The sequence below is a fragment of the Burkholderia sp. WSM2232 genome (assembly GCF_000472545.1).
Taxonomy (GTDB): domain Bacteria; phylum Pseudomonadota; class Gammaproteobacteria; order Burkholderiales; family Burkholderiaceae; genus Paraburkholderia.
Window position 1 is genome coordinate 224,319 of record NZ_AWZV01000009.1, and the last position, 25,777, is coordinate 250,095.

The 25,777-nt window shown below is 63.9% G+C and carries 19 protein-coding genes; 12 read left to right on the plus strand and 7 right to left on the minus strand.

Going from position 1 to position 25,777, the window contains the following annotated elements; all coding sequences use genetic code 11:
* Positions 1-31: 31 nt before the first annotated feature.
* From F757_RS0109935 to F757_RS0109955, 5 genes are all read left to right on the plus strand, one after another.
* Positions 32-964: a glycosyltransferase family 2 protein gene (locus F757_RS0109935; RefSeq protein ID WP_027211259.1), complete on the plus strand. Its 933-nt coding sequence runs from the start codon at positions 32-34 to the stop codon at positions 962-964.
* A gap of 74 nt (positions 965-1,038) precedes the next feature.
* Entirely contained in the window at positions 1,039-2,220 is a 1,182-nt protein-coding gene (locus tag F757_RS0109940; protein ID WP_027211260.1) for a glycosyltransferase, read from the plus strand.
* Positions 2,221-2,223: 3 nt separating this feature from the next.
* Positions 2,224-3,747, plus strand: a complete 1,524-nt coding sequence (locus F757_RS0109945; RefSeq protein ID WP_027211261.1) for a glucose-6-phosphate isomerase — start codon at positions 2,224-2,226, stop codon at positions 3,745-3,747.
* On the plus strand, positions 3,744-4,973 hold the full coding sequence (locus F757_RS0109950) for a glycosyltransferase family 4 protein (protein ID WP_027211262.1): 1,230 nt from the start codon (positions 3,744-3,746) through the stop codon (positions 4,971-4,973). Before F757_RS0109945 ends, F757_RS0109950 begins: the two co-directional genes overlap by 4 nt.
* A gap of 124 nt (positions 4,974-5,097) precedes the next feature.
* Positions 5,098-6,264, plus strand: coding sequence for a glycosyltransferase family 4 protein (locus F757_RS0109955; RefSeq protein ID WP_027211263.1), 1,167 nt, complete (start codon positions 5,098-5,100; stop codon positions 6,262-6,264).
* A gap of 226 nt (positions 6,265-6,490) precedes the next feature.
* Here the strand turns inward: F757_RS0109955 and gmd are convergent, their stop codons facing one another.
* From gmd to F757_RS0109975, 3 genes are read right to left on the minus strand one after another with little or no spacing between them, the layout of a single operon-like run.
* Positions 6,491-7,534 carry a GDP-mannose 4,6-dehydratase gene (gene gmd / locus F757_RS0109965; protein ID WP_027211265.1) on the minus strand — a complete coding sequence of 348 codons (1,044 nt, stop codon included), beginning with the start codon at positions 7,532-7,534 and terminating at the stop codon, positions 6,491-6,493.
* A 38-nt stretch (positions 7,535-7,572) separates the two neighbouring features.
* Positions 7,573-8,343 carry an SGNH/GDSL hydrolase family protein gene (locus F757_RS0109970; RefSeq protein ID WP_027211266.1) on the minus strand — a complete coding sequence of 257 codons (771 nt, stop codon included), beginning with the start codon at positions 8,341-8,343 and terminating at the stop codon, positions 7,573-7,575.
* On the minus strand, positions 8,340-9,437 hold the full coding sequence (locus F757_RS0109975) for an acyltransferase family protein (protein ID WP_027211267.1): 1,098 nt from the start codon (positions 9,435-9,437) through the stop codon (positions 8,340-8,342). Before F757_RS0109975 ends, F757_RS0109970 begins: the two co-directional genes overlap by 4 nt.
* 702 nt (positions 9,438-10,139) lie before the next feature.
* On the opposite strand from F757_RS0109975, the gene F757_RS0109985 reads away from it, so the two are divergent.
* The 3 genes from F757_RS0109985 (at position 10,140) to F757_RS0109995 (ending at position 16,367) form a co-directional block, all read left to right on the plus strand.
* Positions 10,140-12,341 (plus strand): hypothetical protein, encoded by a 2,202-nt coding sequence (locus F757_RS0109985; RefSeq protein ID WP_027211268.1) that lies wholly within the window; start codon positions 10,140-10,142, stop codon positions 12,339-12,341.
* A gap of 97 nt (positions 12,342-12,438) precedes the next feature.
* Positions 12,439-13,905 carry a flippase gene (locus F757_RS0109990; protein WP_027211269.1) on the plus strand — a complete coding sequence of 489 codons (1,467 nt, stop codon included), beginning with the start codon at positions 12,439-12,441 and terminating at the stop codon, positions 13,903-13,905.
* A complete protein-coding gene (locus tag F757_RS0109995) occupies positions 13,902-16,367 on the plus strand; it encodes a glycosyltransferase family 4 protein (RefSeq protein ID WP_027211270.1) in 2,466 nt (821 codons plus the stop codon). Before F757_RS0109990 ends, F757_RS0109995 begins: the two co-directional genes overlap by 4 nt.
* A gap of 272 nt (positions 16,368-16,639) precedes the next feature.
* On the opposite strand, the gene F757_RS0110000 is transcribed toward F757_RS0109995, so the two are convergent.
* On the minus strand, positions 16,640-17,872 hold the full coding sequence (locus F757_RS0110000) for an acyltransferase family protein (RefSeq protein ID WP_027211271.1): 1,233 nt from the start codon (positions 17,870-17,872) through the stop codon (positions 16,640-16,642).
* A 248-nt stretch (positions 17,873-18,120) separates the two neighbouring features.
* Between F757_RS0110000 and F757_RS36125 the strand changes: the two genes are divergently transcribed.
* On the plus strand, positions 18,121-18,276 hold the full coding sequence (locus F757_RS36125) for a hypothetical protein (protein ID WP_198021375.1): 156 nt from the start codon (positions 18,121-18,123) through the stop codon (positions 18,274-18,276).
* Positions 18,277-18,560: 284 nt separating this feature from the next.
* Positions 18,561-19,499 carry a UTP--glucose-1-phosphate uridylyltransferase GalU gene (gene galU, locus F757_RS33255; RefSeq protein ID WP_084530798.1) on the plus strand — a complete coding sequence of 313 codons (939 nt, stop codon included), beginning with the start codon at positions 18,561-18,563 and terminating at the stop codon, positions 19,497-19,499.
* Between the two features lie 213 nt (positions 19,500-19,712).
* Here galU and F757_RS0110020 read toward each other — a convergent pair whose 3' ends face one another.
* Positions 19,713-21,884, minus strand: coding sequence for a malate synthase G (locus F757_RS0110020; protein WP_027211272.1), 2,172 nt, complete (start codon positions 21,882-21,884; stop codon positions 19,713-19,715).
* Positions 21,885-22,044: 160 nt separating this feature from the next.
* Complete coding sequence (locus tag F757_RS0110025) at positions 22,045-22,449, minus strand: heme-binding protein (RefSeq protein WP_027211273.1); 405 nt, start codon at positions 22,447-22,449, stop codon at positions 22,045-22,047.
* A gap of 310 nt (positions 22,450-22,759) precedes the next feature.
* On the opposite strand from F757_RS0110025, the gene F757_RS0110030 reads away from it, so the two are divergent.
* Positions 22,760-23,641: an MOSC domain-containing protein gene (locus F757_RS0110030; RefSeq protein ID WP_027211274.1), complete on the plus strand. Its 882-nt coding sequence runs from the start codon at positions 22,760-22,762 to the stop codon at positions 23,639-23,641.
* A gap of 143 nt (positions 23,642-23,784) precedes the next feature.
* On the opposite strand, the gene cobA is transcribed toward F757_RS0110030, so the two are convergent.
* A complete protein-coding gene (gene cobA / locus F757_RS0110035) occupies positions 23,785-24,564 on the minus strand; it encodes a uroporphyrinogen-III C-methyltransferase (protein ID WP_027211275.1) in 780 nt (259 codons plus the stop codon).
* 753 nt (positions 24,565-25,317) lie between these two features.
* On the opposite strand from cobA, the gene F757_RS0110045 reads away from it, so the two are divergent.
* A partial coding sequence (locus F757_RS0110045; protein ID WP_027211276.1) for an NAD(P)/FAD-dependent oxidoreductase occupies positions 25,318-25,777 on the plus strand: 460 nt, incomplete at its 3' end.

Consider the following 25,777-nt stretch of genomic DNA (forward strand, 5'->3'; position numbering starts at 1 on the left):
CAATCAAGGACACCGCAACAAGGACATCGCAATGAAAGTGACGGTACTGGTTCCGACATACCGCCGCCCGGCCGATCTCGCGCGCTGCCTCGCGGCGCTGCAACGACAGTCGCGCGCACCGGACGAAGTCGTGGTGGTGGCGCGCGCCGACGACGAGGCGACCCACACCTGCCTGCGCGACCCGGCGGTGCCGGGCAAGCTGCCGCTGTCGGTCGCGCTCGTCGAGGTGCCCGGCCAGGTCGCGGCGCTCAATCGCGGACTCGACGCGGCGAGCGGCGACGTGATCGCCATCACCGACGACGACGCCGCGCCGCATCCCGACTGGGTACAGCGCATCGCCGCCGCGTTCGAAGGCGACGCGCGGCTCGGCGCACTTGGCGGGCGCGACTGGGTGCACGAAAAGGGCCGCGTGCTCGACGGCGAACGTGCGCTCGTCGGCAAGGTCACGGCGCACGGCAAGATTATCGGCAACCATCATCTCGGCGTGGGCGGCGCACGCGAAGTCGACATTCTGAAGGGCGCCAACATGAGCTACCGGCGCGAGGCGGTGCGCAACATCCGTTTCGATGCACGGCTGCGCGGCGCGGGCGCCCAGGTTCACAACGACATGGCGTTCAGCCTCGCCGTCAAGAACGCCGGCTGGAAGCTGATGTACGACCCGCGCGTCGCGGTCGATCACTTCCCCGCGGAGCGTTTCGACGACGACCGCCGCGACGCGCAGACCATGGCGGCGCTGCGCAACGCCGCCTTCAATTTTCATCTGATCCTGCGCGACCAGTTGCCGCCGGTGCGTCGCGAAACCGCGTGGTGGTGGTGGACGCTCGTCGGCACGCGCGTGTATCCGGGCCTTACGCATGCCGTGCTCGGCCTGCTGTCAAAAGAGGCGCGCCTGAAGCTGTCGCGCTGGCGGGCGGTGCGCACCGGCGCGCATGAAGCGCGCCGCGCGCTCTCGCGCACCGCCTGACGAGACGGCCACGGCAACGGGCGCGAGCGGCACGCAGCGTCAACACGCTACAGCATCGGCAAGGGAGTCTGTGCATGACAACGAAGGTCCACGTTCATCTGTTTTACGGCGCCGATCCGCGTTTCTATCGACAGGGCGACAACATCGGCTGCCTGTATGGCTATCACCACGCCGAATCGGACGCCTTTGCGCTCACCTATTCGAAAGACGCGCGCGAAAGCAAACCGGTGCGGCTCGTGCGGCGCGCGCTGAAGGCGGCGCTCGGCTTCGACTTCATTCACACGTGGCGCAATCGCGCGGAAATGCTGCGCTCGGACGTGATCTGGACGCACACCGAACAGGAATGGCTGTCGGCTGCATTGATGCTGCTGCTGTGCGGCAGGAAGGCCGGCGCGAACGCGTCGCCGCTGCTGCTCGCGCAAAGCGTGTGGCTCATCGACAAGTGGCCTTCGTATGGCATCGTGCGTAGCTGGCTGTATCGCAAGCTGATGACGCGCGCCGACCAACTGACCACGCTCGCGAGCGAAAACGCCGCGCTCTGCAAGCGCTATTTCAATCGCGAGGCGAAGCCCTTGCTGTACGGCCTGAATACGCGCGACTTTCCGGTGAAGGCGCCGGCCGAATGGAAGCCGCATTCGCCGATCCGCATCGCCGCGATCGGCAACGACCGCGACCGCGACTGGGAGACGCTCATCAAGGCGTTCGGCCACGACGCGCGCTACACGGTGAAGCTCGCCACGCGCCGACGGATTCCCGCCTCGCTGCGCGCGCCGAACGTGGAAATCGCGCTCTTTTCGGGAATCAGGAAACAGCACGAGCTGTATGACTGGGCCGATGTGATCGTCGTGCCGCTGCGGCCGAACACGCACGCATCCGGCATTACGGTGATGCTGGAAGCGGCGGCGGTGGGCAAGCCGATGGTCGTGACCAACGTGGGCGCGCTGCAGGACTATTTTCCGGCGAGCGAGGCGAGCTACATCCCGCCGTTCAACCCGCAGGCGTTGCGCGACGCGGTCGATCGCCTCGCCGCCGCGCCGATTGAAGCGCTGCGCCAGGCGCAGGCGGCCGCTGCGGGTCTCGTCGCGCGCGAGCTGACCACCGAGCACTATGCGATGCAGCACGTGCGCATCACGCAGGATATGCTGCGTGCGCGGGCCGTCGCGCGCGGCCGCGGCGTGTCCGACGTGGACGCGGCCGAGGCCGCGCGTGGGCAGGCGCAACGCAGCGCCGCGCCGGAATCGCGCGGAGGTCGCTAAGCGATGGCCACGCTTTCCCGAGCCGGTGTTCCGCCCACGCCCGGCATGCCCGGCGCCGGTGGCGTGCCAGGCATGCCCGGCGTGCGCCCCGCGCGCGCGTCGCGCGGCCGGCGCGAGTGGCTGCCGGCGGCTCTGTTGTGGCTGATCACGGCGATGCTGATCGTCGCGCATCAGGGCACGGTGCTCACGCTCGCCTTTCCGTTGCTTGCGATTCTCACGGGTCTGTGGCTCTACTTCAAGAGCCCGGCGCGCTACATCGGCTTCATGTGGTGGCTGTGGTTTCTGAGCCCGGAAGTGCGCCGACTCGCCGACTGGTCCAAAGGATCGTTCACGCCCACCAGCCTGATCCAGGTCGCGCCGCTCGCGGTCACGATGATCAGCGCGCTCTCGCTGCTGCGCTACTACCGGTTGTTGGGCCAGCGGCGCGGCCTGCCGGTGCTGCTGATACTGCTGGGGCTGGTCTATGCGTATCTCGTCGGCGTGGTGTCGAGCGGCCCGCTCGCGGCGACCTACGACCTCGCGAACTGGCTCTATCCGATCCTGATCGGCTTTCACATCATGGCGCACACGCGCCAGTATCCGGAGTATCGCGACACCATCGTCAACACGTTCATCTGGGGCATGCTGGTGATGGGCGGCTACGGGCTGATCCAGTTCTTCATCATGCCGCAGTGGGATGCGCTGTGGATGCTCGGCTCGCAGATGAACTCGCAAGGCGACGCGGTGCCGATGGGCGTGCGCGTGTTCAGCACGATGAATTCCTCCGGACCGTTCGCGTTCGCCATGATGGGCGCGATGGTCTACGTGATGGCCGCCACTCACCGCGTGCGCTGGGTCGCCGCGGCGCTCGGCTTCTTCTCGTTCGCATTGAGCCTCGTGCGTTCGACGTGGGGCGGCTGGGTCATCGCGTTGCTGATCCAGCTGGTCAAGTCGAACAACAAGGTGCGCGTGCGTATTGTCGCGAGCGCGGTGCTGCTCGCGGGGCTGTGCGTGCCGCTCCTCGCCGTCGGTCCGGTGGCCGAGCGGATGCAGGCGCGTCTGTCTACCATCGTCAATCTGAACGACGACCAGAGCTACGCGGCGCGCAACGAGTTTTACGCGACCTTCGCGAAGACCGCCTTCACCGATGTCGCAGGCGAAGGCATGGGCGCCACCGGCACCTCGACCAAGCTGTCCAACGACGGCGGGCAACTCGGCCAGTACGGCAACTTCGACAGCGGGGTGATGAACATACCGTTCGTGCTCGGCTGGCCCGGCACGCTGCTTTACATGTCGGGCATTGTCTGGCTGCTCACACGCGCCGTGCTCGCGTCGTTCCGGCTGCGCAGCGACAAATACGTGTCGGCCTGCCTGAGCCTGTGTCTTGCCACTTTCGCGATGCTGGTGTTTACCAATTCGCTGGTCGGCACCGGCGGGCTGCTGCTTTTCACGAGCGTTTTTTCGATTCTGTCCGCGGTGCATTACGAAAAGCTCAACCGCGCGAGCGCGTCATCGCGCATGCCAATTTTTCACGGAGGCACTGATTGAGAGTCGCCATTGTCACGCACGTTGTGCGCCATAACGACGGCCAGGGGCGCGTCAACCACGAGATCGCGCGCGCGGCGCTCGACGAGGGCATCGGCGTCACGCTGATCGCCTCGCATGTGGCGCCCGACCTGCTGGTTCATCCGAACGTCCGCTGGGTGCCGATGAAAATCGGCCGCTGGTGGCCCACCAATCTGCTGCGCCAGCAGGTGTTCGCGTTGAAAAGCGCGCTCTGGCTGCGCGCGCATCGCCGTGAATACGACGTGCTGCACGTGAACGGCTTCATCACGTGGATGCCCGCCGACGTCAACACGTCGCACTTCGTGCACAGCGGCTGGCTCGGCAGCAAGTACTACCCGTTCGGCCTCACCAAAGGCGTGTGGTCCGCGTATCAGTCGATCTACACGCGCTGCAACGCGCTCTTCGAGCGCTGGGCTTACCGGCGCTCGAAGGTCATCACGGCGGTCTCGCAAAAGGTCGCCGACGAAATTCGCGCAATCGGCCTGACGGCGGAAAACCGCGTGGACGTGATCTACAACGGTGTGGACACGCGCGGCTTCGCGGCGGCCACCGGCGACCGCGCAAAATTCGGCCTGCCGCAGGATGCGTTTCTGCTGCTGTTCGTCGGCGATCTGCGCACGCCGCGCAAGAACCTCGGCACCGTGCTCGCCGCGCTCAGGCATCTGCCGGAACACGTGCATATCGCGGTGGCCGGTTTCCTGCCGGGCAGCCCGTACCCCGACGAAGCGAAGGCGCTCGGTATTGCAGAGCGCGTGCACTTTCTCGGGCTCGTGAAGGAAATGCCGGTTCTGATGCATTCCGTCGATGCGTTCGTCTTTCCGTCGCGTTACGAGGCCATGAGCCTGTCGCTGCTCGAAGCGATGGCGGCCGGGCTGCCGGTCGTCACCGCGCGCACGGCGGGCGGCGCCGAGATCATCACGCCGGATTGCGGGATCGTGCTCGACGATCCGGACGACCCGCAGGCGCTCGCCGCCGCAGTGGCGCGCCTTGCCGCCGACGACGCCGCGTGTCGCAAGATGGGCGCGGCCGCGAGCGAGCTTGCCACCGGATTCGGCTGGGCGCGCATGGCCGCGCAGTACATCGCGCTCTATCGGCAGCTTGAAGGGCAGCAGAAGAACCGCCGGCGCAGCGAGGCGGAGGCCGCGGTGGTCGCGAAGACCGACGCGTTGACGCTGAACACGCTAGCCGGCCACAAGAGCGTGGAATGACGGAACCAGGCCGGCCGCAAGCCGGCCAGCGTGAACGGCGCGCGAATGCGAGCCGCATGGCGGCTTCGCGCAGCCGGGCATCACCACTCACCGAATACCTCACAGAACACAAAGGGGAATGACAATGACGACGAGTTCAATCAAATCGCTGCAGATCGGTATGCACTGGTTCCCCGAGCGCGCGGGCGGGCTCGACCGCATGTATTACTCGCTGGTCGGCGCGCTGCCCGGTGCGGGCGTCGCGGTGCGCGGCGTCGTGGCCGGCTCGCCGAAGGTTGCCGCGGACACCGGCGGCGCGATCAACGGCTTTGGCTCCGCCGCGCAGTCGCTGCCGTTGCGCCTGATGGCCGCGCGCCGCGCACTGCGCCATGAGATCGGCGTCTCGCGCCCCGACGTGATCTCGTCGCACTTCGCGCTGTACACGTTTCCTGGGCTCGATGTGACGCGCGGCATTCCGCAGGTCTCGCATTTTCAAGGACCGTGGGCCGACGAGAGCCACGTCGAAGGCGCGGACTCGCTCGGCCAGCGCGCGAAGCGTTATCTGGAGCAATCCGTGTATGCGCGTTCGTCGCGTCTCATCGTGCTCTCGGAGGCGTTTGGCAAGATCCTGACTTCGCGCTACCGCATCTCGCCGGACCGCGTGCGCGTGGTGCCTGGCTGTGTCGACGTCGAGCAGTTCAATCTGCCGCTCACACCCGCAGAGGCGCGTCTGAAGCTGCAATTGCCGCAGGACCGGCCCATCGTGCTGGCGGTGCGGCGCCTCGTGCGGCGCATGGGGCTGGAAGATCTGATCGACGCCGTGAAGCTGCTCAAGCCTCAACACCCGGACGTGCTGTTGCTGATCGCAGGCAAGGGCCGTCTTGCGGACGAATTGCAGGCGCGTATCGACGAAGCGGGCTTGCAGGACAATGTGAAGCTGCTCGGCTTTGTACCCGATCAGCACCTGGCGGCGCTGTATCGCGCGGCCAATATCAGTGTGGTGCCGACCGTGGCGCTCGAAGGCTTCGGGCTGATTACCGTGGAATCGCTCGCCTCGGGCACGCCGGTGCTGGTCACGCCGGTGGGCGGCTTGCCCGAAGCGGTGGCGGGCCTCTCACCCAATCTCGTGTTGCCGGAGACGGGCGCAAAAGCCATCGCGGCGGGTCTTGCGGGCGCGTTGAGCGGCACATTGAAGCTGCCCGACGCCGATGCATGCCGGCGCTATGCGCGCGAGAACTTCGATAACTCGGTGATCGCCAGGCGCGTGGCGGCGGTGTATGCGGAGGCCATTGCGGCGGGCGGAGTGCACTGAGGTGTGAAAGCGCAATGGCGAAGGCGCCGGCTCTTTTCTACAAGGGCCGGCGCCTTTTTGTTGCGCGCACTTTTTTGCGCACTTTCTTGCGCGCCGAGTTTTGCGTGGGAGTATTCGGCTTCGCTAATCGTGCGCTGGTCGCGCGTTGCTCGTGTGTGAAGTCGAACCGCAACGAGCCACCGCGCTCACCCACATCAACCGCGATGCAGGCGAACGCCGCACCCGTTCAGAAGGTCTCGTGATGCTCGTTGCGCCCGAGATCCGCGTGAACCATCATGTGGCACAACTGTTCGAGGCTGGTTTTCGGCTCCCAGCCCAGCTTCTCGCGCGCCTTGTCCGCGCAGCCGATCAGCAGATCCACTTCGGCGGGCCGGTAGAACTTCGGATTCACGCGCACAAGCGTCTTGCCCGTGGCCACGTCGATGCCGGTCTCGCGCTCTTCCTTGCCCGACCATTCGAGCTGATAGCCGGCCGCGGTGAACGCCATGCGCACGAAGTCGCGGACCGTTTCGGTGCGGCCCGTCGCAAGCACGAAAGTGTCCGGCTCGTCCGCTTGCAGCATGCGCCACATGCCTTCCACGTATTCGAGCGCAAAGCCCCAGTCGCGCTTCGCGCTCAGGTTGCCCAATTCCAGCACGTCCTGCTTGCCGAGCTTGATCTTGGCGACGCTGTCGGTGATCTTGCGCGTGACGAATTCGCGCCCGCGCAGCGGCGATTCGTGATTGAACAGGATGCCGCTGCTGGCAAAGAGGCCATACGATTCGCGGTAATTGATGGTCGACCAATGCGCGAAAAGCTTGGCCACACCATACGGGCTACGCGGATAGAAGGGGGTGTCCTCGCGTTGCGGCACCGCCTGCACGAGCCCGAACATTTCCGAGGTCGACGCCTGGTAGTAACGCGTCTTCGGGCTGAGAATGCGAATGCCCTCCAGCAGGTTCAGTGCGCCGATGCCGGTTACCTCGGCAGTGGTCGCCGGCTGGTCGAACGACACGCCCACGAAACTTTGCGCAGCCAGGTTATACAGTTCGTCGGCCTGTGCGCCTTCGAGCAGGCGCAGCGTGGAGCCGAGATCGGTCAGGTCGTGCTCGACCAGGCGCAGATTCGGATGGTCGATCACGCCCAGTTCGCGGATGCGCCAGAAATTCACGGAGCTCGTGCGCCGGTAGGTGCCGGTCACCTGATAGCCCTTGTCGAGCAGCAGCTTGGTCAGGTAGGCGCCGTCCTGTCCGGACACACCGGTGATGATCGCTTTGCGTGGTTGGCTCATAGCTTGCCTTCAATATTGGTAAAAGAAAAAAGAGCACCTCAGAGCGTGCCATCCAGGAGCCGCCGCACCAGCGGTTCGACGACCTGAAAATCCTGCTCGGCCTTGAGCCTGTACAAGCCCGGCTTGGGATGCGCGCCATCGGACATCAGCGTTTTCCAGTCCGGCAGACTGCTGATGTACGCGAACTGGTCGACGAGCGGCACTCCCTGCTCGACGGCCACGCGGCGCGTCATCGCGACCATCGTGGCGAGCCGTGCATTGAGCCGGTTGTCGGGCATCGGATTCGACGTTTCCAGCACGGGCTCCTTGCCGAGCGCCCGCGCGGTTTCGACGAGCGCGGTTTGCGCGGCGTAGAACTGCTCGGGCGTCTGGTTCTGCATCACTTCGTTGATGCCGTAGTTGATCAGCACGATCTGCGCGGACGATGCCGCGAGCCGTGCGCGCCACGGCAAACCGGCCGTCGGACCGGCGCGACGATTGCCGGTGCCGTCGCGCAGTTGCGAGGCTGTGGTGCCGCCCACGCCATAGTTGACGACATGAACGCGCCTGCCGTGATGCATCTGCAATTCGTCCTGCAGGTAGGCCACGGCGTTTTGCGCCTGCGGCCCGCAATGGCCTTCGCTGCAGGAAATGCCGAGCGTCGTCGAGTCGCCATAGGCTTCTATCGCGATCTCGCGCGGTGATGCAGTGGCGGCTTGCTTCGCGTGTGCTGTCTGCGCTGCCTGGTTGACCGCGCCCGCGCCTGCCGCATGGGGCGCAGCGAGCAATGCCAGCAGCGTCGTGGCGGCGGACCATGCCGTGTTTCTCATGCGCGGCTTTGCGGCGCTTGCGGCGCCGCGCCCGGCACGCTCGCAGCGGCGCCGGCCGTTGCGTGCGAGCTGCCGCGTGAACCGAAGATCAGACGTTTTTCGAACGCAAACCACGTGAGGCTCGCGTAGGCGAGGGTGATTGCCAGCGCGAGCGCGGCCGTCACATAGCGGCTCATGTTCAGCGGCCACAGCGCATATAGCACGCTCAGGTGGATCAGATAAATCGTGTAGCTGATGGTGCCGATATACACCAGCACCGGATTGCACAGCAGCCGTTTGACGATGCCGCGGCTTTGCAGCGCGATGACCACGACGGACGTGCAAAGCACCAGCGAGATGCTATAGAGCCCCGCGTTCGACAGCGGTGTATTGGCTGCGCGAAAGCGCGGAAAGTGCAGATGCAGCCACGCGAGCGCCGCGAGGGCGGCGAGCATGCCGAGCACCGCGACGCCCTTGAACGGTTCGAGCGCGTCGGGATCGCGCCGCACCGCGACGGCGAGCAGCGCGCCCGCCGCAAGCAGGTCCATGCGAAACGGTGTGAGGTAATAGATCGGCCAGAACGAATCGAACCACGGCGTAGCCACCGCGCGCAGCACCGGCACGAGCAGGATCAGCGCGGCGGCCACCCACGCGAGCACGCGCTCGGGCACGAGCAGGATCACGAACGGCCAGACAATATAAAACTGTTCTTCGACGGCGAGCGACCACAGCACGTTCAGACTGTCGTGGCCGCTCTGATTGAGCGCGTCGCCAATGTTGGTCGCAAAGAACGCGTACCACTGCCAATGCTGCGCCCAGCCGAATCCGAACAGGATCGACGACACCACCATGAGCAGCAGATACGGCGGCAGGATGCGCCGCGCCCGGCGTGCGTAGAAGTAGCCAAAATACGACTGCCCGCGCGCCTTGCGCTCGAGCAGGATGCCGGTGATCAGAAAGCCGCTCAGCACGAAGAACAGATCGACGCCCATCCACAGCGGCGCTTTCAGCGCGTGCTGCGCGAACACCGCGAGCACGGCGATCGCGCGCAAGCCGTCGAGCTGCACGATGCGGCGTGAATGGGAAGGCGCGATGGGCAGGGCGCTAGCAGTCATGAACCGTCCATGGTGTGAAGCGGGGAGGCCGCGGAAGTCGCAGGGCGTTGCACGAAAGAGGGCCGCGCCCGTCACGGCCGCGACAAGATTGCAATCGATTCTAGGCAAAAGAAAATCGCGAAAAAACGCGAATGAAATGGATAAATGAATCAGATTGCAACAGGGTGTTTCGTTATGCTTTTGCCGGCGCGTTTCGTGGTTGTTCGCTGCTAGTGTCTCCATCCCGGCGACGCCCTGAATGAAGTGGTGAACCTGCCGGCGAAACGGCACGGCACCGGTAAAAACAAGGCGAAGGCGGCGGCAGACATGCGCCGCGTGCGGCACCCGACAGGCAAACTTTCCCTTTAATCGATTTTCAAATTGATTTCTTTATTGCAATCAAAATCATCGAATATTTTTGAATTATTTTCGATTTTCGTCGCGAGGTTTTTTACGCGTAATGTGAGCCGTGCGCAGTGGGTGGCGAAGGACGGCGCGTGCGCAGAGCACCGCGATCCGCTCCGTCATGCAGACGCGCTCTGAATACTCGTGACCCGCGTAGCCAATGGCCGCACTCTCGTGCTTCGCCTTTCAAGGCGGCTCCTGGCGCATGCGGTCATTCTGATTGCCGTCACGCCTGAGTGGGCTCGAGTTCGTGCGCGCCAGCGCCGCAACACCGCCGTTTTGTGAAGCATCGATCCGTTTTCGACTGGAGGACCTGCCTTGCCCCGTACCACGTTCAGGAGCCGTCTCGCGGTATGCGCGTGCATTGTTGGACTGGCCGCCTTGTCGGCCGGTTTTGCCGCGCGCGCCGAAACGGCGCTGAACGCGAAAACGTCGTGGATCGGCAATACGTTCGGTTTCGGCGACGGCACGTGGACGCAGATCAACATTACGGCGATTGCCGTCGCGCCCGACGGCAAGGTCTATACGAATGCGCCGTGGGATGAGAGCGGAGCGGAGGCGAGCGTCTACCAGAACGGCAAGATGCTCGGTTTCGCGGGCGGCACGCATGGCTGGGGCAATGGCGGCGGCAACGCGATCGCCATCAATCGCAAGTATGCGTTCGTTGCGATTGCGGTCGGCAATGAGAAAGGGCGCCTCGTCGGGCAGGGCGTGTGGCCTGATAAAGGCAAGCAGTGGTTCGGCATTTCACGCCGGCAGATTGCCGATCCGAAGCAGGCCGCGCCGTTCCAGCCCGCGGCGAAGCGCGCGGATCCGCATGCGCAACTCGCGGCCGGCTTTCTGATGATGAACGAAGTGCCGACCGGCACGAGCGCCGAAATCGGCGGCCTTGCGGCGAGCGACGCGACGCTGTATGCAGCCAACACGGCGCGCGATCGCGTTGAGGTGTATGACGCCGAATCGATGCAGCAGAAGGCCACGTGGAGCGTGCACGAACCGGGCCGCCTCGCGCTCGCGCCGGACGGCACGCTGTGGGTGCTGAGCGGCACGCGCAACGATCGCGCGCCGCATGTGGAGCACTACACGCCGGCCGGAAAACGCATCGACGAGAACTTCGAGTTGCCGGCCGGCACAGTCGCGGTGGACATCGCCGTCGACACGAAAGGCCGTGTGCTCATTGCCGATAACGGACCGCGTCAGCAGGTGCTGTTCTTCGACAAGCGCGACGGACGTTATGAGCAAACCGGTTCGCTCGGCGAGCGCGGCGGCATTTTCAGCGGCGTCGCAGGACGGCCGGGGCCGCAGCGCTTTAACGGACTCACCGGCGTGGGCGTGGATGCGCGCGGCAACGTCTATGTATCGACCAACGGTATAGGCCCGCGTTACGAGCCGATCGGCGCGGGCCTTGGCGCGACGCTCGAAAGCTACGCGCCCGACGGCAAGCAGAACTGGCTGGTGCAGGGGCTGCTCTTCGTCGACGGCGCCTGGATCGATCCGGCGCGCCCCGACAGCGTATATACCGGCAACAAGCGCTTCGAACTCGATCTGTCGAAGCCTGCGGGGCAGGACTGGAAATATGTCGGATTCCTCTCCAACCGCTTCAGGTATCCCGACGACCCGGTTTTTCACACGGACCAGTATCCAGGCCTGCCTATCGCCCGCAAATTGAAGGGCCGCACCTTCCTGTATCTGACGGACATGTATGCGGACCATCTGAAGATCTATCGCTTTGACGCGCAGCACGACGGCGAGACGGCGATTCCGTCTGGCTTTATCGCGGGCCGCGAGCGCGCGGTGGCGAAAGTGCCGAATGCGCCGCCAGGCGGCGACTGGATCTGGCGCGACGCAAACGGCGACGGCAGATTCAATGTCGACGAATTCGCGCTCAATACAAGCGGCACGAAGCTCGCGGGCGGCTGGGGCTGGTGGGTCGATACCGCCGGCGACATCTGGCGCACGCGCGACACGAAGGGCATTTACCGGTTCCGCTTTGGCGGCCTGGACGCAAAGGGCAACCCCGTCTATGCGTATTCCGACATCACGCAATACCCGGTGCCTCAACCGTTTGCAGAACTGCATCGCACGATCTACGAACCCGACACGGACACGCTGTACGTCACCGGCTATACGCCCGATATGCCGACAGAGCGCGGCTTCTGGAAGGAAGTCGGCCGGGTGCTGGTGCGCTACGACAAATGGTCGAGCGGCAAGCCGGTGCAGCGCTATTCGATCACGCTGCCCTGGCAGACGCAGGGCAAACCCATCGCCACGATCATCGGCGTAACGGTCGAGGGGCAGTACATCTTCGGCGTCGAGCCGGTGGGCGCGGTGCACGTATGGGACAAGGACAACGGCCGCGAGCTCGGCGTGATCCGGCCGGGCCCGGAAGTGGGCCGTGCGTCCGGCTGGGTGGACGTGCCCAACGGCATTAGCGCGGCGAAGCGCAGCAACGGCGAGTACCTCGTGTTCGTCGAGGAAGACGCGCGCGGCAAGGTGCTGATGTACCGCTGGAAGCCATGACGGAATCAATGCACGGCGCGCTGCGCCGCCGCGGCATGGCGCGGCACGAACACATGAACAACAACACCGGCAAACGTAGTCGAACCCAGGGCACCCGATGGACAAAGGCATTCTCAAGAACGTAGCGATCAATTTCTTCGGCCTCGTACTGCCGACTTTCGTTTCGCTCGTCACCGTGCCGTCGTATATCAAACTGCTGGGCGTCGAACGCTACGGCGTGATCAGTCTCGTGTGGACGCTGATCGGCTACTTCGGCATTCTCGATCTCGGTATGAGCATGGCCGCGCAGAATCACATTTCGAAGGCGCGCGCCTCGGGCGACAAGGGCGAAAGCGCGCGGGTGTTCTGGAGTGCGACATGGCTGAATCTCGCAACCGGCGTGATAGGCGGATTGATCATTTACTTCGGCGCGTTTCTCTACACCGCGTACTTCACGAAGGTTTCGCCGGAACTTCAGCATGAGGTCTACATGGCGCTGCCGTGGCTCGCCGTGGCGATTCCGCTTGCCAACGTGTCGTGGGTATTCGCGGGCGCGATCAACGGTGCCGAGCGGTTCGGCGTGTACAACACGAACCAGACCATCGGCACCTTCCTGTTCCAGCTATTGCCGCTCGGCGCGGCGCTGTGGCTGGGCGCGAACCTGCAGAACGTGCTTGCCGCAGCGGTGCTCGCGCGTATTCTCGCCGCCATTCTGCTCGGCCGTTCGGCGCTGAAGGTGCTGGAGATACGCAGTATTCTGCCGCCCCAGCTCGGCGTGGCGAAGGGGCTCTTCAACTTCGGCGGGTGGATGCTGATTGCAAGCGTCACCAACATGATCGCCGAATCGCTCGACCGCGTGATGCTGGGCACGGGCCTCGGCGCGCGCTTCGTCACGTACTACACGGTGCCGCAAAACCTCGTGACGCGCTTGAACATCGTACCCACCGCGATGGTGCGCACTCTGTTTCCACGGCTCTCGGCGGTGGGACGTGCGGACGCCGACACCATCACGCAGCAGTCGCTCGAATTTCTCAACGGTGTGTTTACGCCCGTCGCCCTCGTCGCGATGCTCGTGCTCGAACCGTTCCTGCACCTGTGGGTCGGCAATGAGATCGCCACCGTCGCGGCACCCGTGGGACGCATCATGATCGTGGCCGTGTGGCTTGTCGGGCAGGCCAACGTGACGCGCATCCTGATCCAGTCGCAGGTCAATCCGGCCACGGCCGCACGCGTCGGCCTCTTCGAATTGCCGCTGTTTGCAGGGGCGTTGTGGCTCGGCATCACGCATTTCGGCCTGACTGGCGCGGCGATGGCGGTGGCCGGCCGCGCGCTCTTCGACTACGTCGTACTGCTGCGGCTTTCTGCAATCCGTGCGCGGCAGATCGCGCTCGACATGCTGGCGCACCTCGTTTTCCTGCTGGCAAGCCTGTGGCTTTCCAGCTTCCTGCCGGGCCTCGCCATGGCGATCGTAGCCGGCGTGTTGATGGTCGGCGCGAACATCGCCTGGTCCATCACGATGACTCCGGCTTTGCGCGATCTGGCGCGCTCACTGCTGTTGCGACTGAATCCGAGGAAAAGCGCATGAACCACGAAGTCCTTGAAGAAGCCGTGCTGCAACCGCCGACGCGCAGCGCACTGGCCGAACTTACCACCGTTCCTGCGGTGCACACGCCACCGCGGCACAGCGCGGCGCGCAACGAAAAAGCCGTGCGCATTGCGATTGTGCATGACTGGCTCGTCACTTACGCGGGTGCGGAGAAGGTGCTCGAACAGATCGTCGCGTGCTTTCCCGACGCGGACCTGTTCAGTCTCGTCGACTTTCTCGACGACCGCAGCTTTCTGCGCGGCAAGCCCGTTACCACGTCGTTCATCCAGAATCTGCCGCTCGCGCGCAGCAAGTACCGCACGTATCTGCCGCTCATGCCGCTTGCGATCGAGCAACTGGACGTGTCCGCATACGACGTGGTGATCTCGAGCAGCCATGCAGTGGCCAAGGGCATTCTCACCGGCCCTGACCAGGTGCATATCAGCTATGTGCACTCGCCGATCCGCTATGCGTGGGACCTGCAGCACCAGTATCTGCAGCAGTCGAAGCTCACGAGCGGACCCAAGTCGGCGATGGCGCGGCTGATCTTGCATTACATCCGCAATTGGGACATCCGCACGTCGAACTCGGTGGACGGCTTTGTCGCCAACTCGGAGTTCATTGCCCGTCGCATCAAGAAGGTGTATCAGCGCGACGCGCAGGTGATCTTTCCGCCCGTCGACGTAGAAGCGTTCACGTTGTGCACTGAGAAGGAAGACTTCTATCTGACTGCATCGCGCATGGTGCCGTACAAGAAGATCGATCTGATCGTGCAGGCGTTTGCACGCATGCCCGAGCGCAAGCTCGTCGTGATCGGCGACGGGCCGGACATGCAGAAAATCCGCGCAAAGGCTGGCCCGAATGTCGAGATCATGGGCTATCAGCCGTTCAATGTGCTCAAGGACCGGATGAGCCGCGCCAAGGCTTTCGTTTTCGCCGCGGAGGAAGACTTCGGCATTTCGGTCGTGGAGGCGCAGGCGTGCGGCACCCCCGTTGTCGCTTATGGCAAGGGCGGGGCGCTCGAAACCGTGCGTGACCTGTCCGAGCCGCGCCCGACCGGCATGTTCTTTGACGAGCAGAGCGAAGAGTCGATTATCGCCGCAATCGAGCGTTTTGAAGCACACGTCAAGCGCTTTTCGCCGCTTGACTGCCGTGCCAATGCCGAGCGTTTCTCCGCGGCCAATTTCCGTGAGCGCTTCTTCGCCCATGTGCGCGCCGCGGTGCCGGCACTGCGCAATGCAACGCTGCCGCCCTACGTGCCGTATCGAGCCACGCCTGGCGCGAGCGCACCGCGCATTCTCGCCGTCGATCAAAGCGGAGTGCTAGGCGGCGCCGAGTTGTCACTGCTCGAGATCGTCAAGGCATTGCGCTCGCGCATTGAAGTGGTGCTGTTCGACGACGGCCCGTTTCGCACGGCGCTCGATAAGGCGGGCGTGAGTGTGGAAGTGCTGGACGCCGGCGCGCTGCGCAACGTGCGCAAGCAGGGCGGCTCGCTGCCCAAGGGCGCGGCGCTCAAAGGCTTGATGTCGCTCGTTCGCGCGACCGCCAGGCGCGCGCGCGGCGCACAGGTGATCTATGCGAACACGCAGCGCGCGATGGTGATCGGCGCGGTGGCCGGCAAGCTCGCGAAGCGGCCGGTGGTGTGGCATCTGCGCGATATCGTGAGCCCCGAGCATTTCGGCGGCAAGCAGCTCGCGATCATCAAATGGTGCGCACGCCTCGGCCTCACCCATGTGATCGCGAATTCTGCTGCGTCGGCGCGTGCGTTCGCGCAACTCACCGGCTTTGACGACAAGCGCGTCGACGTCGTGTTCAACGGCATCTCCGCGGCGCCGTTCGACGCCTTGCGCAATGTGCCGCAAGCCACGCTGCGCGAGCGCCTGAACTTGCCGCCGGATGCGTTTCTCGTCGGCTCGTTCAGCCGCCTTGCGCGCTGGAAGGGCCAGCATGTGCTGCTGGAAGCAATGGTGCTCAATCCGCATATGCACGCAGTGCTGGTGGGCGCGCCGCTGTTCGGAGAAGACCAGTACGAGGTTGAACTGCATGCGTTCGTCGCCGCGCACAAGCTGGGCGACCGTGTGCATTTTCTCGGCTTCCAGCACGATATTCCGGCGTGCATGTGCGCGGTCGACGCGGTGGTGCATACGTCGATTACACCGGAGCCGTTTGGCCGCGTGATCGTCGAGGGCATGCTGGCGCAGCGGCCCGTGGTGGCTGCGCGCGCGGGCGGCGTGCTGGAGATTGTCGACGACTACGAAAATGGCGTGCTGTGCACACCCGGCGACGCGCACGCGCTGGCCGACGCACTGGCCGAGCTGCGCTCGAACCACGAACTGCGCGCAAGGCTCGTCAAAAACGGCTACAGGACGGCGCTCAGCCGCTTTGGAACCGATGCCTACGTGGAGAGCGTCGAGCGGATCCTGAGGCGCGTGGCGGGCGCAGGAAAGGCTGCTCGCGCATGATGGGTTGGAGATCTGGCGCGCGGCTCTAACTGCGGCGCGCTAGACCTTCAAAAAAGCGCAGTACGCGGTTGTGAGCTAGTGCGGGTGGCGTTATGGAGCTGGTGTTGCGGAAGCTGGCATGCGCGAGTTGGCGTTGCTGAAGTTGGCGTTACGAAGTTGGCGTTGCACAAACCAATACAGCAAAAGCTGGCGACATAAGTTGCCGCAGCGCAGACCGGCACAACGGAGCCGAAGGTCAGCGAGAAACTCGCCGGCCTTCGGCTCTTTTCGCTTCACGACCGTTGCCATGCGCCTTTCGTTTTCGGCTTGAAGCTGGCCGACCACTTCATTGCCGGCAACTCTACGAGCCGGTAGAACACGTAGGCGGCGGGCACGGCGACCAGCATGTATCCGAACGACGGCCAGATCGACATCTGCAGCGACGAGCGGTACAGCAGCGAGGACAGCAGCACGAAGATCGGCAGATGGATCAGATACAGCGAGAAGCTGAAGTCGCCAAAGCGCGACAGAAGCCGCATGCCCCAACTGGCGCGCCCGATACGCCTGCTTTCGCTTGCCTTGTGGCCCTCGAGCGCCCGGTACAGATAGAACGCGAAGCCGATCGCCCACAACTGGAACGCGCCGTACTGTCCGAAATGAAACGCCGCGCAGCCCAGCGCGACGAACGCTGCGGCGAGCGCATACAGCCACCGCGACGAGCGCGTTTGCGATGCCTCGTGCGCTTTCGCGTCGGCAATCCATGCGCCGAGCGTCCACGAAAACCAGTACGACGTGAAGAACTGAATGTCGTGCCGCTCGAGCGCGTACGCCGACACGACGTTGACCACGGCGACGATTGCCAGCACGGAGCTCATGCCGATACGCCGGCGCAGTGCGAACAGCAGCGGATAGATCGCATAGAACTGCACTTCGAGCGAGAGCGTCCACAGCGCGCCGTTCGAGCCATACGTCTTGCCCGCCACGCCTTGCAGCGAAAACAGATTGACGAGAAAAGCGCCGACGCCGATCTCGCGAATCTTGTGACTCACCGGGGGCAATTGCAGACTGAACCAGTCGAGTGCGAGCGTCAGCAGCAATGCCGCGAGCAGCACCGGATAAATGCGCGCGAAACGGCGCGCCCAGAAGTTCGCGGCGTCGAGCCGGTACGCCGGATTGCCCGCGAGTCTCATTGCGGCGCTACGGTGAATGCAGTAGCCGCTGATCACGAAGAAAATCGGCACGCCGGCCGAGCCCCACGCGATAGGGAAGGTCAGATACGCGGCAATCGTGCTCAGGTTGAACGAATGTCCGGCGTTCTGGTGGAAAGCCTGCATGCCGACCCATTCGATCTGCCGGCAATGGAAGTACGCGACGAGCAGCGCGGCGAAGCCTCGCATGGCGTCGATCACGTGTTCTTTACCAGCGCTGTCGGCGCGAGCCTCGCTTTGGGCGCGGTGCGCGACGGGGCTCGCGTGGGGCGTGAGGGGCAGGGATGAGCCGGCGGCTTCCAGTGCTGAGTCGCTCATGCGCGGTCCTTTATTCGAAGTGTGGCAGTGCGGATTCGCGCGCGTGCGGCGCGCGGTGCATCACATGCTAGTGCACCGCGCGCTCAAAAAAATGGATAAAAAATCGGCCATCTTTTCGCCATCTTTTCGTTTAGAGCCGCCATTTTGTGACGAATTGTAATTGCGCCGCTGCCTGCAAAGCGAACAATTATTTGTCCCTTTTGTCATGCTAATTTACAGCAGGGATTCTCCTGATGAGAGGTGTAATCATGAACCTGCATTTGCTTGCCGGCGTGGCCGTCCTGCTGATTCTCGTTGCCGCCTCCGCCTACCGGGAGGCGTTGCGCAACGAGCCCATCCGGCGTTTCCGGATCAATTCGGGAAAGCTGCCGCAACTGGATGAAAACGAGGAAGCCCGCTCTTGAAGGCCGCTCGGCGGGCCGTATGGAAGAACGCCTGCGGCCCGTCCCGCTTACGGCACGACGGGTAAATTTTTCGGAATCGCCCAAAAATAATTCGAGTGCGCGCTGTAAATCTTGCTGTCTTTCATATTATGCGAAGCGCAAATCCACGCAAACTGGCTTTATTAAGTACTGTTTGAGAAATTTCACGCGTGATCTCGCGTGGCTTTTTTGTTAGCCTTTGCGCCGACGTCGAAGGGCTGCCATGCCCCGCAAACCAATTTCTAACCGATCTGGGAATGCCTATCATGCTGAAAGTCACCAAAGCCGTGTTTCCCGTAGCGGGCCTCGGGACACGTTTCCTGCCGGCTACCAAGGCAAGTCCGAAAGAAATGCTGCCTATCGTCGACAAGCCGCTGATCCAGTACGCTGTCGAAGAAGCAGTTGCTGCCGGCATCACCGAGATGATCTTCGTAACAGGCCGCAGCAAGCGCGCTATTGAAGATCACTTCGACAAGTCGTATGAGATCGAAGCTGAACTCGAGGCGCGCAACAAGCAGAAGCTGCTCGATCTCGTGCGCAGCATCAAGCCGGCCAACGTCGACTGCTTCTATGTCCGTCAGGCCGAAGCACTGGGTCTCGGCCATGCCGTGCTGTGCGCCGAAAAACTGGTCGGTCAGAGCCCGTTCGCGGTGATTCTCGCAGACGACCTGCTGCACAGCTCGAAGCCGGTCATGAGCCAGCTCGTGGATACGTTCAATCACTACCATAGCTCGGTGATCGGCGTGGAAACCATTGCGCGCGAAGACAGCCGTTCATACGGTGTCGTGGACGGCCGCGAGTGGGAAGACAACGTCATCAAACTCTCCGGCATTGTCGAGAAACCGGCGCCGGACAAGGCACCGTCGAACCTCGGCGTGGTCGGGCGCTATGTGCTGATGCCGACCATCTTCAAGCACATTCGCGCGCTCAAGCCCGGTGCCGGCGGCGAATTGCAGTTGACCGATGCGGTCCAGTCGCTGCTCACCGAAGAACAGGTGCTTGCGTATCGCTACTTCGGCACGCGCTTCGATTGCGGCAGCAAGCTCGGCTATCTGAAGGCGACGGTGGAGTTCGCGCTGCGTCATCCCGAGGTGAAGGACGAGTTCGAAGCGTATCTGCACGCTTATATGCAGGCAAACGCGCAGGCAAACGGACAGGCAAGCGGACAGGCATTGCCAGCACAGTACACCGCTGAAGCGGCTTGACGAGGGTGGAGAACGGCGCGTTCGGGAGTCGTCTTCGTGCGCCGCACTGAGTCAGCCTCGATCACAGAGCGTCGAATGAAGCAGATTTGATCACGCAGAGAGCGCGGCAGCATCAAGCGCTTTGAAAACGGGCGCCCCGCAGCCACGCGAGGCGCCCGTCTTTTTTTGTCGCGCCCGAACCTGCATCCGTTCGAGTCGCGGGGACCGTCATGTTCAGCCCTTCTTCACTTCGAGGCGGAATTTGTGCAGCAACGGTTCCGTGTAGCCGCTCGGCTGCTGACGGCCTTCGAACACCAGCGCCTGCGCGGCCTTGAATGCAACTGTGTCGAAGTTCGGCGCCATTGGCTTGTACAACGGATCGGCGGCATTCTGCTGATCCACCACCTTCGCCATGCGCCTGAAAGTCTCTTCCACCTGCTCGCGCGTCACCACGCCGTGATACAGCCAGTTGGCGATGTGCTGACTCGATATACGCAGCGTCGCGCGGTCTTCCATCAGACCCACGTCGTGAATGTCCGGTACCTTCGAACAACCCACGCCCTGGTCGATCCAGCGCACCACATAGCCGAGAATGCCTTGTGCGTTGTTGTCCAGTTCGGCGCGAATTTCGTCGGCGCTCCAGTTTGCCGTTTCGACCACAGGAATCGTCAGCAGGCCGTCCAGCAGTTCGTCGCGCACCTTTGCGTAGTCCGTGCGCTCCAGCTCCTGCTGCACCGCTTGCACGTCGACCTGGTGATAGTGCAGCGCGTGCAGTGTCGCGGCGGTTGGCGAGGGCACCCACGCGGTGTTCGCACCGGCCTTCGGGTGAACGATTTTCTGCTCGAGCATTGCATGCATCAGGTCGGGCATGGCCCACATGCCCTTGCCGATCTGCGAGCGGCCGCGCAGGCCCGCATGCAAGCCGACGAGCACGTTGCTGCGCTCGTACGCCGCAATCCAAGCACTCGACTTCATGTCGCCCTTGCGCATCATCGCGCCCGCTTCCATGGCGCTGTGCATCTCGTCGCCGGTACGGTCGAGGAAGCCCGTGTTGATGAACGCAACGCGCTCCGACGCCTCGGCAATACAGGCAAGCAGGTTCACGCTCGTGCGGCGCTCCTCGTCCATGATGCCCATCTTGATCGTGTTGCGCGGCAGCTTCAGCAGATCTTCGACACGCGCGAACAACTCGCTTGCGAACGCGACTTCAGCCGGACCATGCATTTTCGGCTTGACGATATAAATGGAGCCGGTGCGCGAGTTCAGTCTGTTGCTGCGATCGTGCAGCGCGCACAGCGTGGTCACTACCGCGTCGAGAATGCCTTCGGGAATCTCCGCGCCGTCTTTCGTCAGCACTGCCGGATTGGTCATCAGGTGGCCGACGTTGCGCACGAACAGCAGCGAGCGGCCATGCAGCGCGACCGGCGTCTTACCGTCGGCGCCGACATATTCGCGATCCGCGTTCAGGCGCCGCGTGAACGTCTTGCCGTTTTTCGCGACCTCTTCGGTCAGATCGCCGTTCATCAGGCCGAGCCAGTTGCGATAGAGCTGGACCTTGTCGTTCGCATCCACGGCCGCCACCGAATCTTCGCAGTCGATGATGGTGCTGACCGCCGCTTCCAGCACCACGTCCTTCACGTGCGCAGCGTCGGTCTTGCCGATCGGATCGTTTGCATCGATCTGGATTTCGAAATGCAGGCCGTTGTGCCTGAGCAGCACGGCCGAGGGCGCGCCGGCCTCGCCCTGATAGCCGATGAACTGCGCGGGCGTCTGCAGCTCGCTGGCGCCGCTTTTCAGCGCGACGACGAGCTTGCCGTCCTTTACGCTATAACCCGTTGCGTCCGCATGCGAGCCGTTCGCAAGCGGCGCGGCTTCGTCGAGAAATTTGCGGGCGTAGGCGATAACCGCGGCGCCGCGCACCGGGTTGAAGGTGTTCTGCCGGTCGGCGCCATTGGTCTCGGGAATCGCGTCCGTGCCGTAGAGCGCGTCGTAGAGGCTGCCCCAACGCGCGTTCGCTGCATTCAGCGCATAGCGCGGGTTAGACAGCGGCACCACGAGTTGAGGGCCCGCCTGTTCGGCAATTTCCGTGTCGACGTTCGCAGTGGTGGCCTTCACGTTCGACGGTGCCGGCACGATATAGCCGATGCCCTCGAGAAACGCCCGATAGGCGCGCAGGTCGCGCACCGGCCCGGGGTTGGCGCGGTGCCAGTTGTCCAGTTCTGTTTGCAGGCGGTCGCGCTCCGCGAGAAGCGCACGGTTTTTGGGCGCCAGCTCGTGCACGAGGGCGTCGAAACCCGACCAGAATGCGGCGCTGTCGATTCCGGTGCCGGGCAGGGCTTCCGTTTCGACGAACTGTTCGAGATTGACGGCGACCTGCAGTTCGCCGCGCGGGTTCATCTGAGTCATCGACTGCTCCATCTGTCTGAATGCGGCCGCTGTGGGGTATCGGCTCGCGTTGGGGCTACTACCCGGTAAAGCTACTTTCCGTTTTGCTGCGTCCCGTTGTGGGCCACGCCATCACGACGGCATTCGTGAAGCGCGGGCAATGCTTCTCGCCGCGGCAGGTTCAGAGGCCGAGTGCCTGAATGCCGGCCTTGGCGATTTGCGCGTCCTGGTCGGACTTTACGCCCGACACGCCGACCGCGCCGACCACCTGGCCTTCGACGATGACCGGCACGCCGCCTTCCAGCGTACCCGAGAGCGGGGCGCTGAGGAACGCGGTGCGACCATTGTTGATCATGTCCTCGTATACCTTGGTTTCGCGGCGGCCGATTGCCGAAGTGCGGGCTTTTTCGGTGGCAATGTACGCGCTCGCAGGCGCGCTGCCGTCCAGCCGCAGCATGCCGAGCGGGTGGCCGCCGTCGTCGGCCACGACGATCGCGACAGCCCATTTGTTCTTCTCCGCTTCGGCGCGCGCGGCCTCGAGAATGCGGGTCGTTTCCGCTACGGTCAACACGGGTTTGCTCAGCATAATCAATGTCCTGTCTCGTTCATGGTAGGGATGCGTCCGTACGTTCGCCCGGCGCGTGCAGGAGGCGGTGGGCACCGCGGCGGGCAATGAAACGCGCTGCCGCGCTTGAATTCGCTTACCTTGCCTGCATGGGCAATGCGGGTGCCAAGCCTTGGAATTCTACGTCGAGCTGCGCGTGGAGGAAACGGCTGGCGTCCGGGGGGCGGGGCCGGAGCCCCTGCGGATCGAGGTTCGAGCGAGGCGGCCGTGGCCGATTTACAATCGAGCCCTCATACATAACAAACCCTACGAACCGTACGGGCCCCCCATCATGCCGATCATCAGCGAGCTTTTTATCTATCCGGTCAAATCGTGCGCGGGCATCGCGCTGAATGAAGCGCGTCTTCTCGCTACGGGGCTCGAGTACGATCGTTACTGGATGGCCGTCGATGCGGAGGGCGCGATGCTCACGCAGCGCGCGCATCCGCGCATGGCGTTGATCAAGGTGGAAATTGCCGGGCACGACCTGGTGATCCGCGCGCCCGGCATGAGCGAGTTGCGCACGCCGCTCGACGCCGCGCGACTCGGCGCGCCCGCCAGAGTTGCGACAAAGGTGTGGCGGGATGACGCCTACGGACTCGACACGGGTGAAGCGTGCGCCGCGTGGTTTTCGGACTTCCTTGGCATGCCCGTGCGGCTTTTGCGCTTCGATCCTGAGCGCGAGCGCATTGTCGATCCGGTTTATACGCAGAGCGTGGGCGGGGCGACGACTTATTTCGCCGACGGCTTTCCGCTGCTCGTGATCGGTCAGGCGTCGCTCGACGACCTGAACACGCGGCTGAATGCGAAGGGCGCGCCTTCCATTCCGATCGACCGGTTTCGTCCGAACATCGTGCTCACCGGGCTCGATGCGTATGAAGAAGACTATGTGGAGACGCTCGGCATGGACGGCACGCAGCCGACTGAAGCGCGTGTCGAACTGCGACTCGTCAAGCTATGCGCGCGCTGCCCGATGCCGACCATCGATCAGGCGAAGGGCGAGCGCGACCCCGAATGGCCCAACGAACCGTCCGATACCCTGAGCGTGTATCGCGCGAATCCGCGGCGCAACGGTGCGGTCACGTTCGGCAACAACGCGGTGGTGACGAGCGGTGCGGGCACGTGGCTGCGAGTAGGGCAGGAGCTCGAAGCGGAGATTGGTTTCGGCGACTAGGTCTCTGAGTCCCGGCCGTGTACGGTGGACGGCTGCGCTATTTGTTTATTTGCGTGCGTATTCACGTGCGTTCCCGCACCAGTCTTTGCGCTGCACCGGCCTTTGCTGACCTACTCTCTCGCAGTTCACCCACTTCCCGCACTTCACGCAGCACGCGCGTGCACCGCTTCCTCGCGCGATGCCATGTCTCGTGCCCACAGCGCCGGCTCGCTTTCGCCGATCGCGTCGCCCACCAGAATCACGGCGGGACTGCCTAAGCCCGCCTCGTCCGCGTCGGCGGCCAACCGGTCCAGACGCGTCAGCAGACGCCGTTCGTCGACGCTGCCGGCCCACTGCACGACGGCCGCGGGCGTCTCGGCCGGCAGGCTCCTGAGCAAGGCGTCGGCGATGCTGCCGATACGCCGCATGCCCATATAAATGGCGAGCGTGGTGCGCGTGGCCGCCAGCGCGGCCCAGTCCGGTTCGCCGTGATCTTCGGTATGCGCGGTCACGAACGTCACGCCATGACAATGACGGCGATGCGTAAGCGAGATGCCCAGGCTCGCCGCAGCCGCGAAGCCCGACGAAATTCCGTTGACGATCGCAACCGGAATGCCGGCCCCGCGCAAGCTCGCAATCTCTTCGCCGGCGCGGCCGAAGAGCAGCGCTTCGCCACCTTTCACACGCACCACGTGCAGCCCTTTCTGTGCATAACGGCGCATCAGGCGTTCGATGAAAGCCTGCGGGGTCGAGCGGCAGCCGCCGCGTTTGCCTACGCGAATCACGCGTGCCTGCGGGGCCAGCGTCACAATTTCAGGGTTGGCCAGGTCGTCGAGCAGAACGACGTCGGCGGCCGCGAGCGCTTTGGCGGCTCGCAACGTGAGCAGATCGAGTTCGCCTGGACCGGCGCTCAATAAGGTGACCTTGCCGGAGTTCGTGTTCATCGCGATGTCCTTCTCATTCACTGTGTCGCCGGCGCCCTGGCGTGGCGCCGACGCGCAAACAAAAACGGCGTCCGCTCGTGCTGATCACGAGGGGACGCCGTTGTCCGATATTGCTGTACTGCCAGGGTTTTAAGCCGCACGAGGCACGACGTTGTGTCTCGCGAGGGGCTCGAGCCGTTCGCGCTGATTGCTTTGCGCGAGCACGACTGATATCGCGCCATGTTATGCAAGGACCAGGCCAACGGATCGCGGCAGGTCGCAGCGATGCGTTGCACAGGACATATAAAGCCGCCGCTCCAGCCGCGCTACGCCGCTTCGCGGGGCCATTTGGTGCCGCGTTGTCGGCGCTGAATGCAGTCAGGCGCAGCACCGCACGCACCGCCGTGACGCCCGCTTTTGGCACGCACGAAGTGCTGCGTCGCACCATTGCTGTGCCGGCTGCATCGAAATGTGTCCTGCGCTCAGGGTCGGCCCGGCCATCGCAATTGCGCTCGAAGCGCCGTGCGGCGGGGCTCGCAGGCACGCGAGGCGTGATTGGCATAGCCTTTGCGTTTAACCCGCCCATCGGATCAACGGCGATCCGCCGCGAGCGTTACACAAAGCGCTTGCAGCAGCACCACGGACAGGACAACGGCGTCCCCCGGACTCAGTCATCGACTGGGTTCGCGGGACGCCGTTTTTATTTCCGGCGCCGCTTTGCCGACGACGGCAGCGCGGCGACCGACGCCCAGCACTTCGAGGAAAACCGCGCTCATGAAAATCATCGTAATCGGTCACGGAATGGTCGGTCACAAACTGGTCGAGTGTCTGGCGCAGGACGCCGCTCACGGCCTCGACATCACCGTGCTGTGCGAAGAGTCGCGTCCCGCCTACGACCGCGTGCATCTGTCGGAATTCTTTTCGGGCAAGTCCGCGGANGACCTCTCGCTTGTCGAGCCGGGCTTTTTCGAGCGCGAGAACGTGCTGCTCAAGCTCAATGCAAAAGCCGTGTCGATCGACCGTAACGCGCGCNCGGTCACGCTCGCCACCGGCGAAACGCTCGCCTACGACAAGCTCGTGATCGCCACCGGCTCCTCGCCGTTCGTGCCGCCGGTGCAGGGCCGCGAGCGGCGCGATTGCTTCGTCTACCGAACTATCGAGGATCTCGAAGCAATGCAGGAATGCGGCGCGCGCTCGAAGACCGGCACGGTGATCGGCGGCGGCCTGCTGGGTC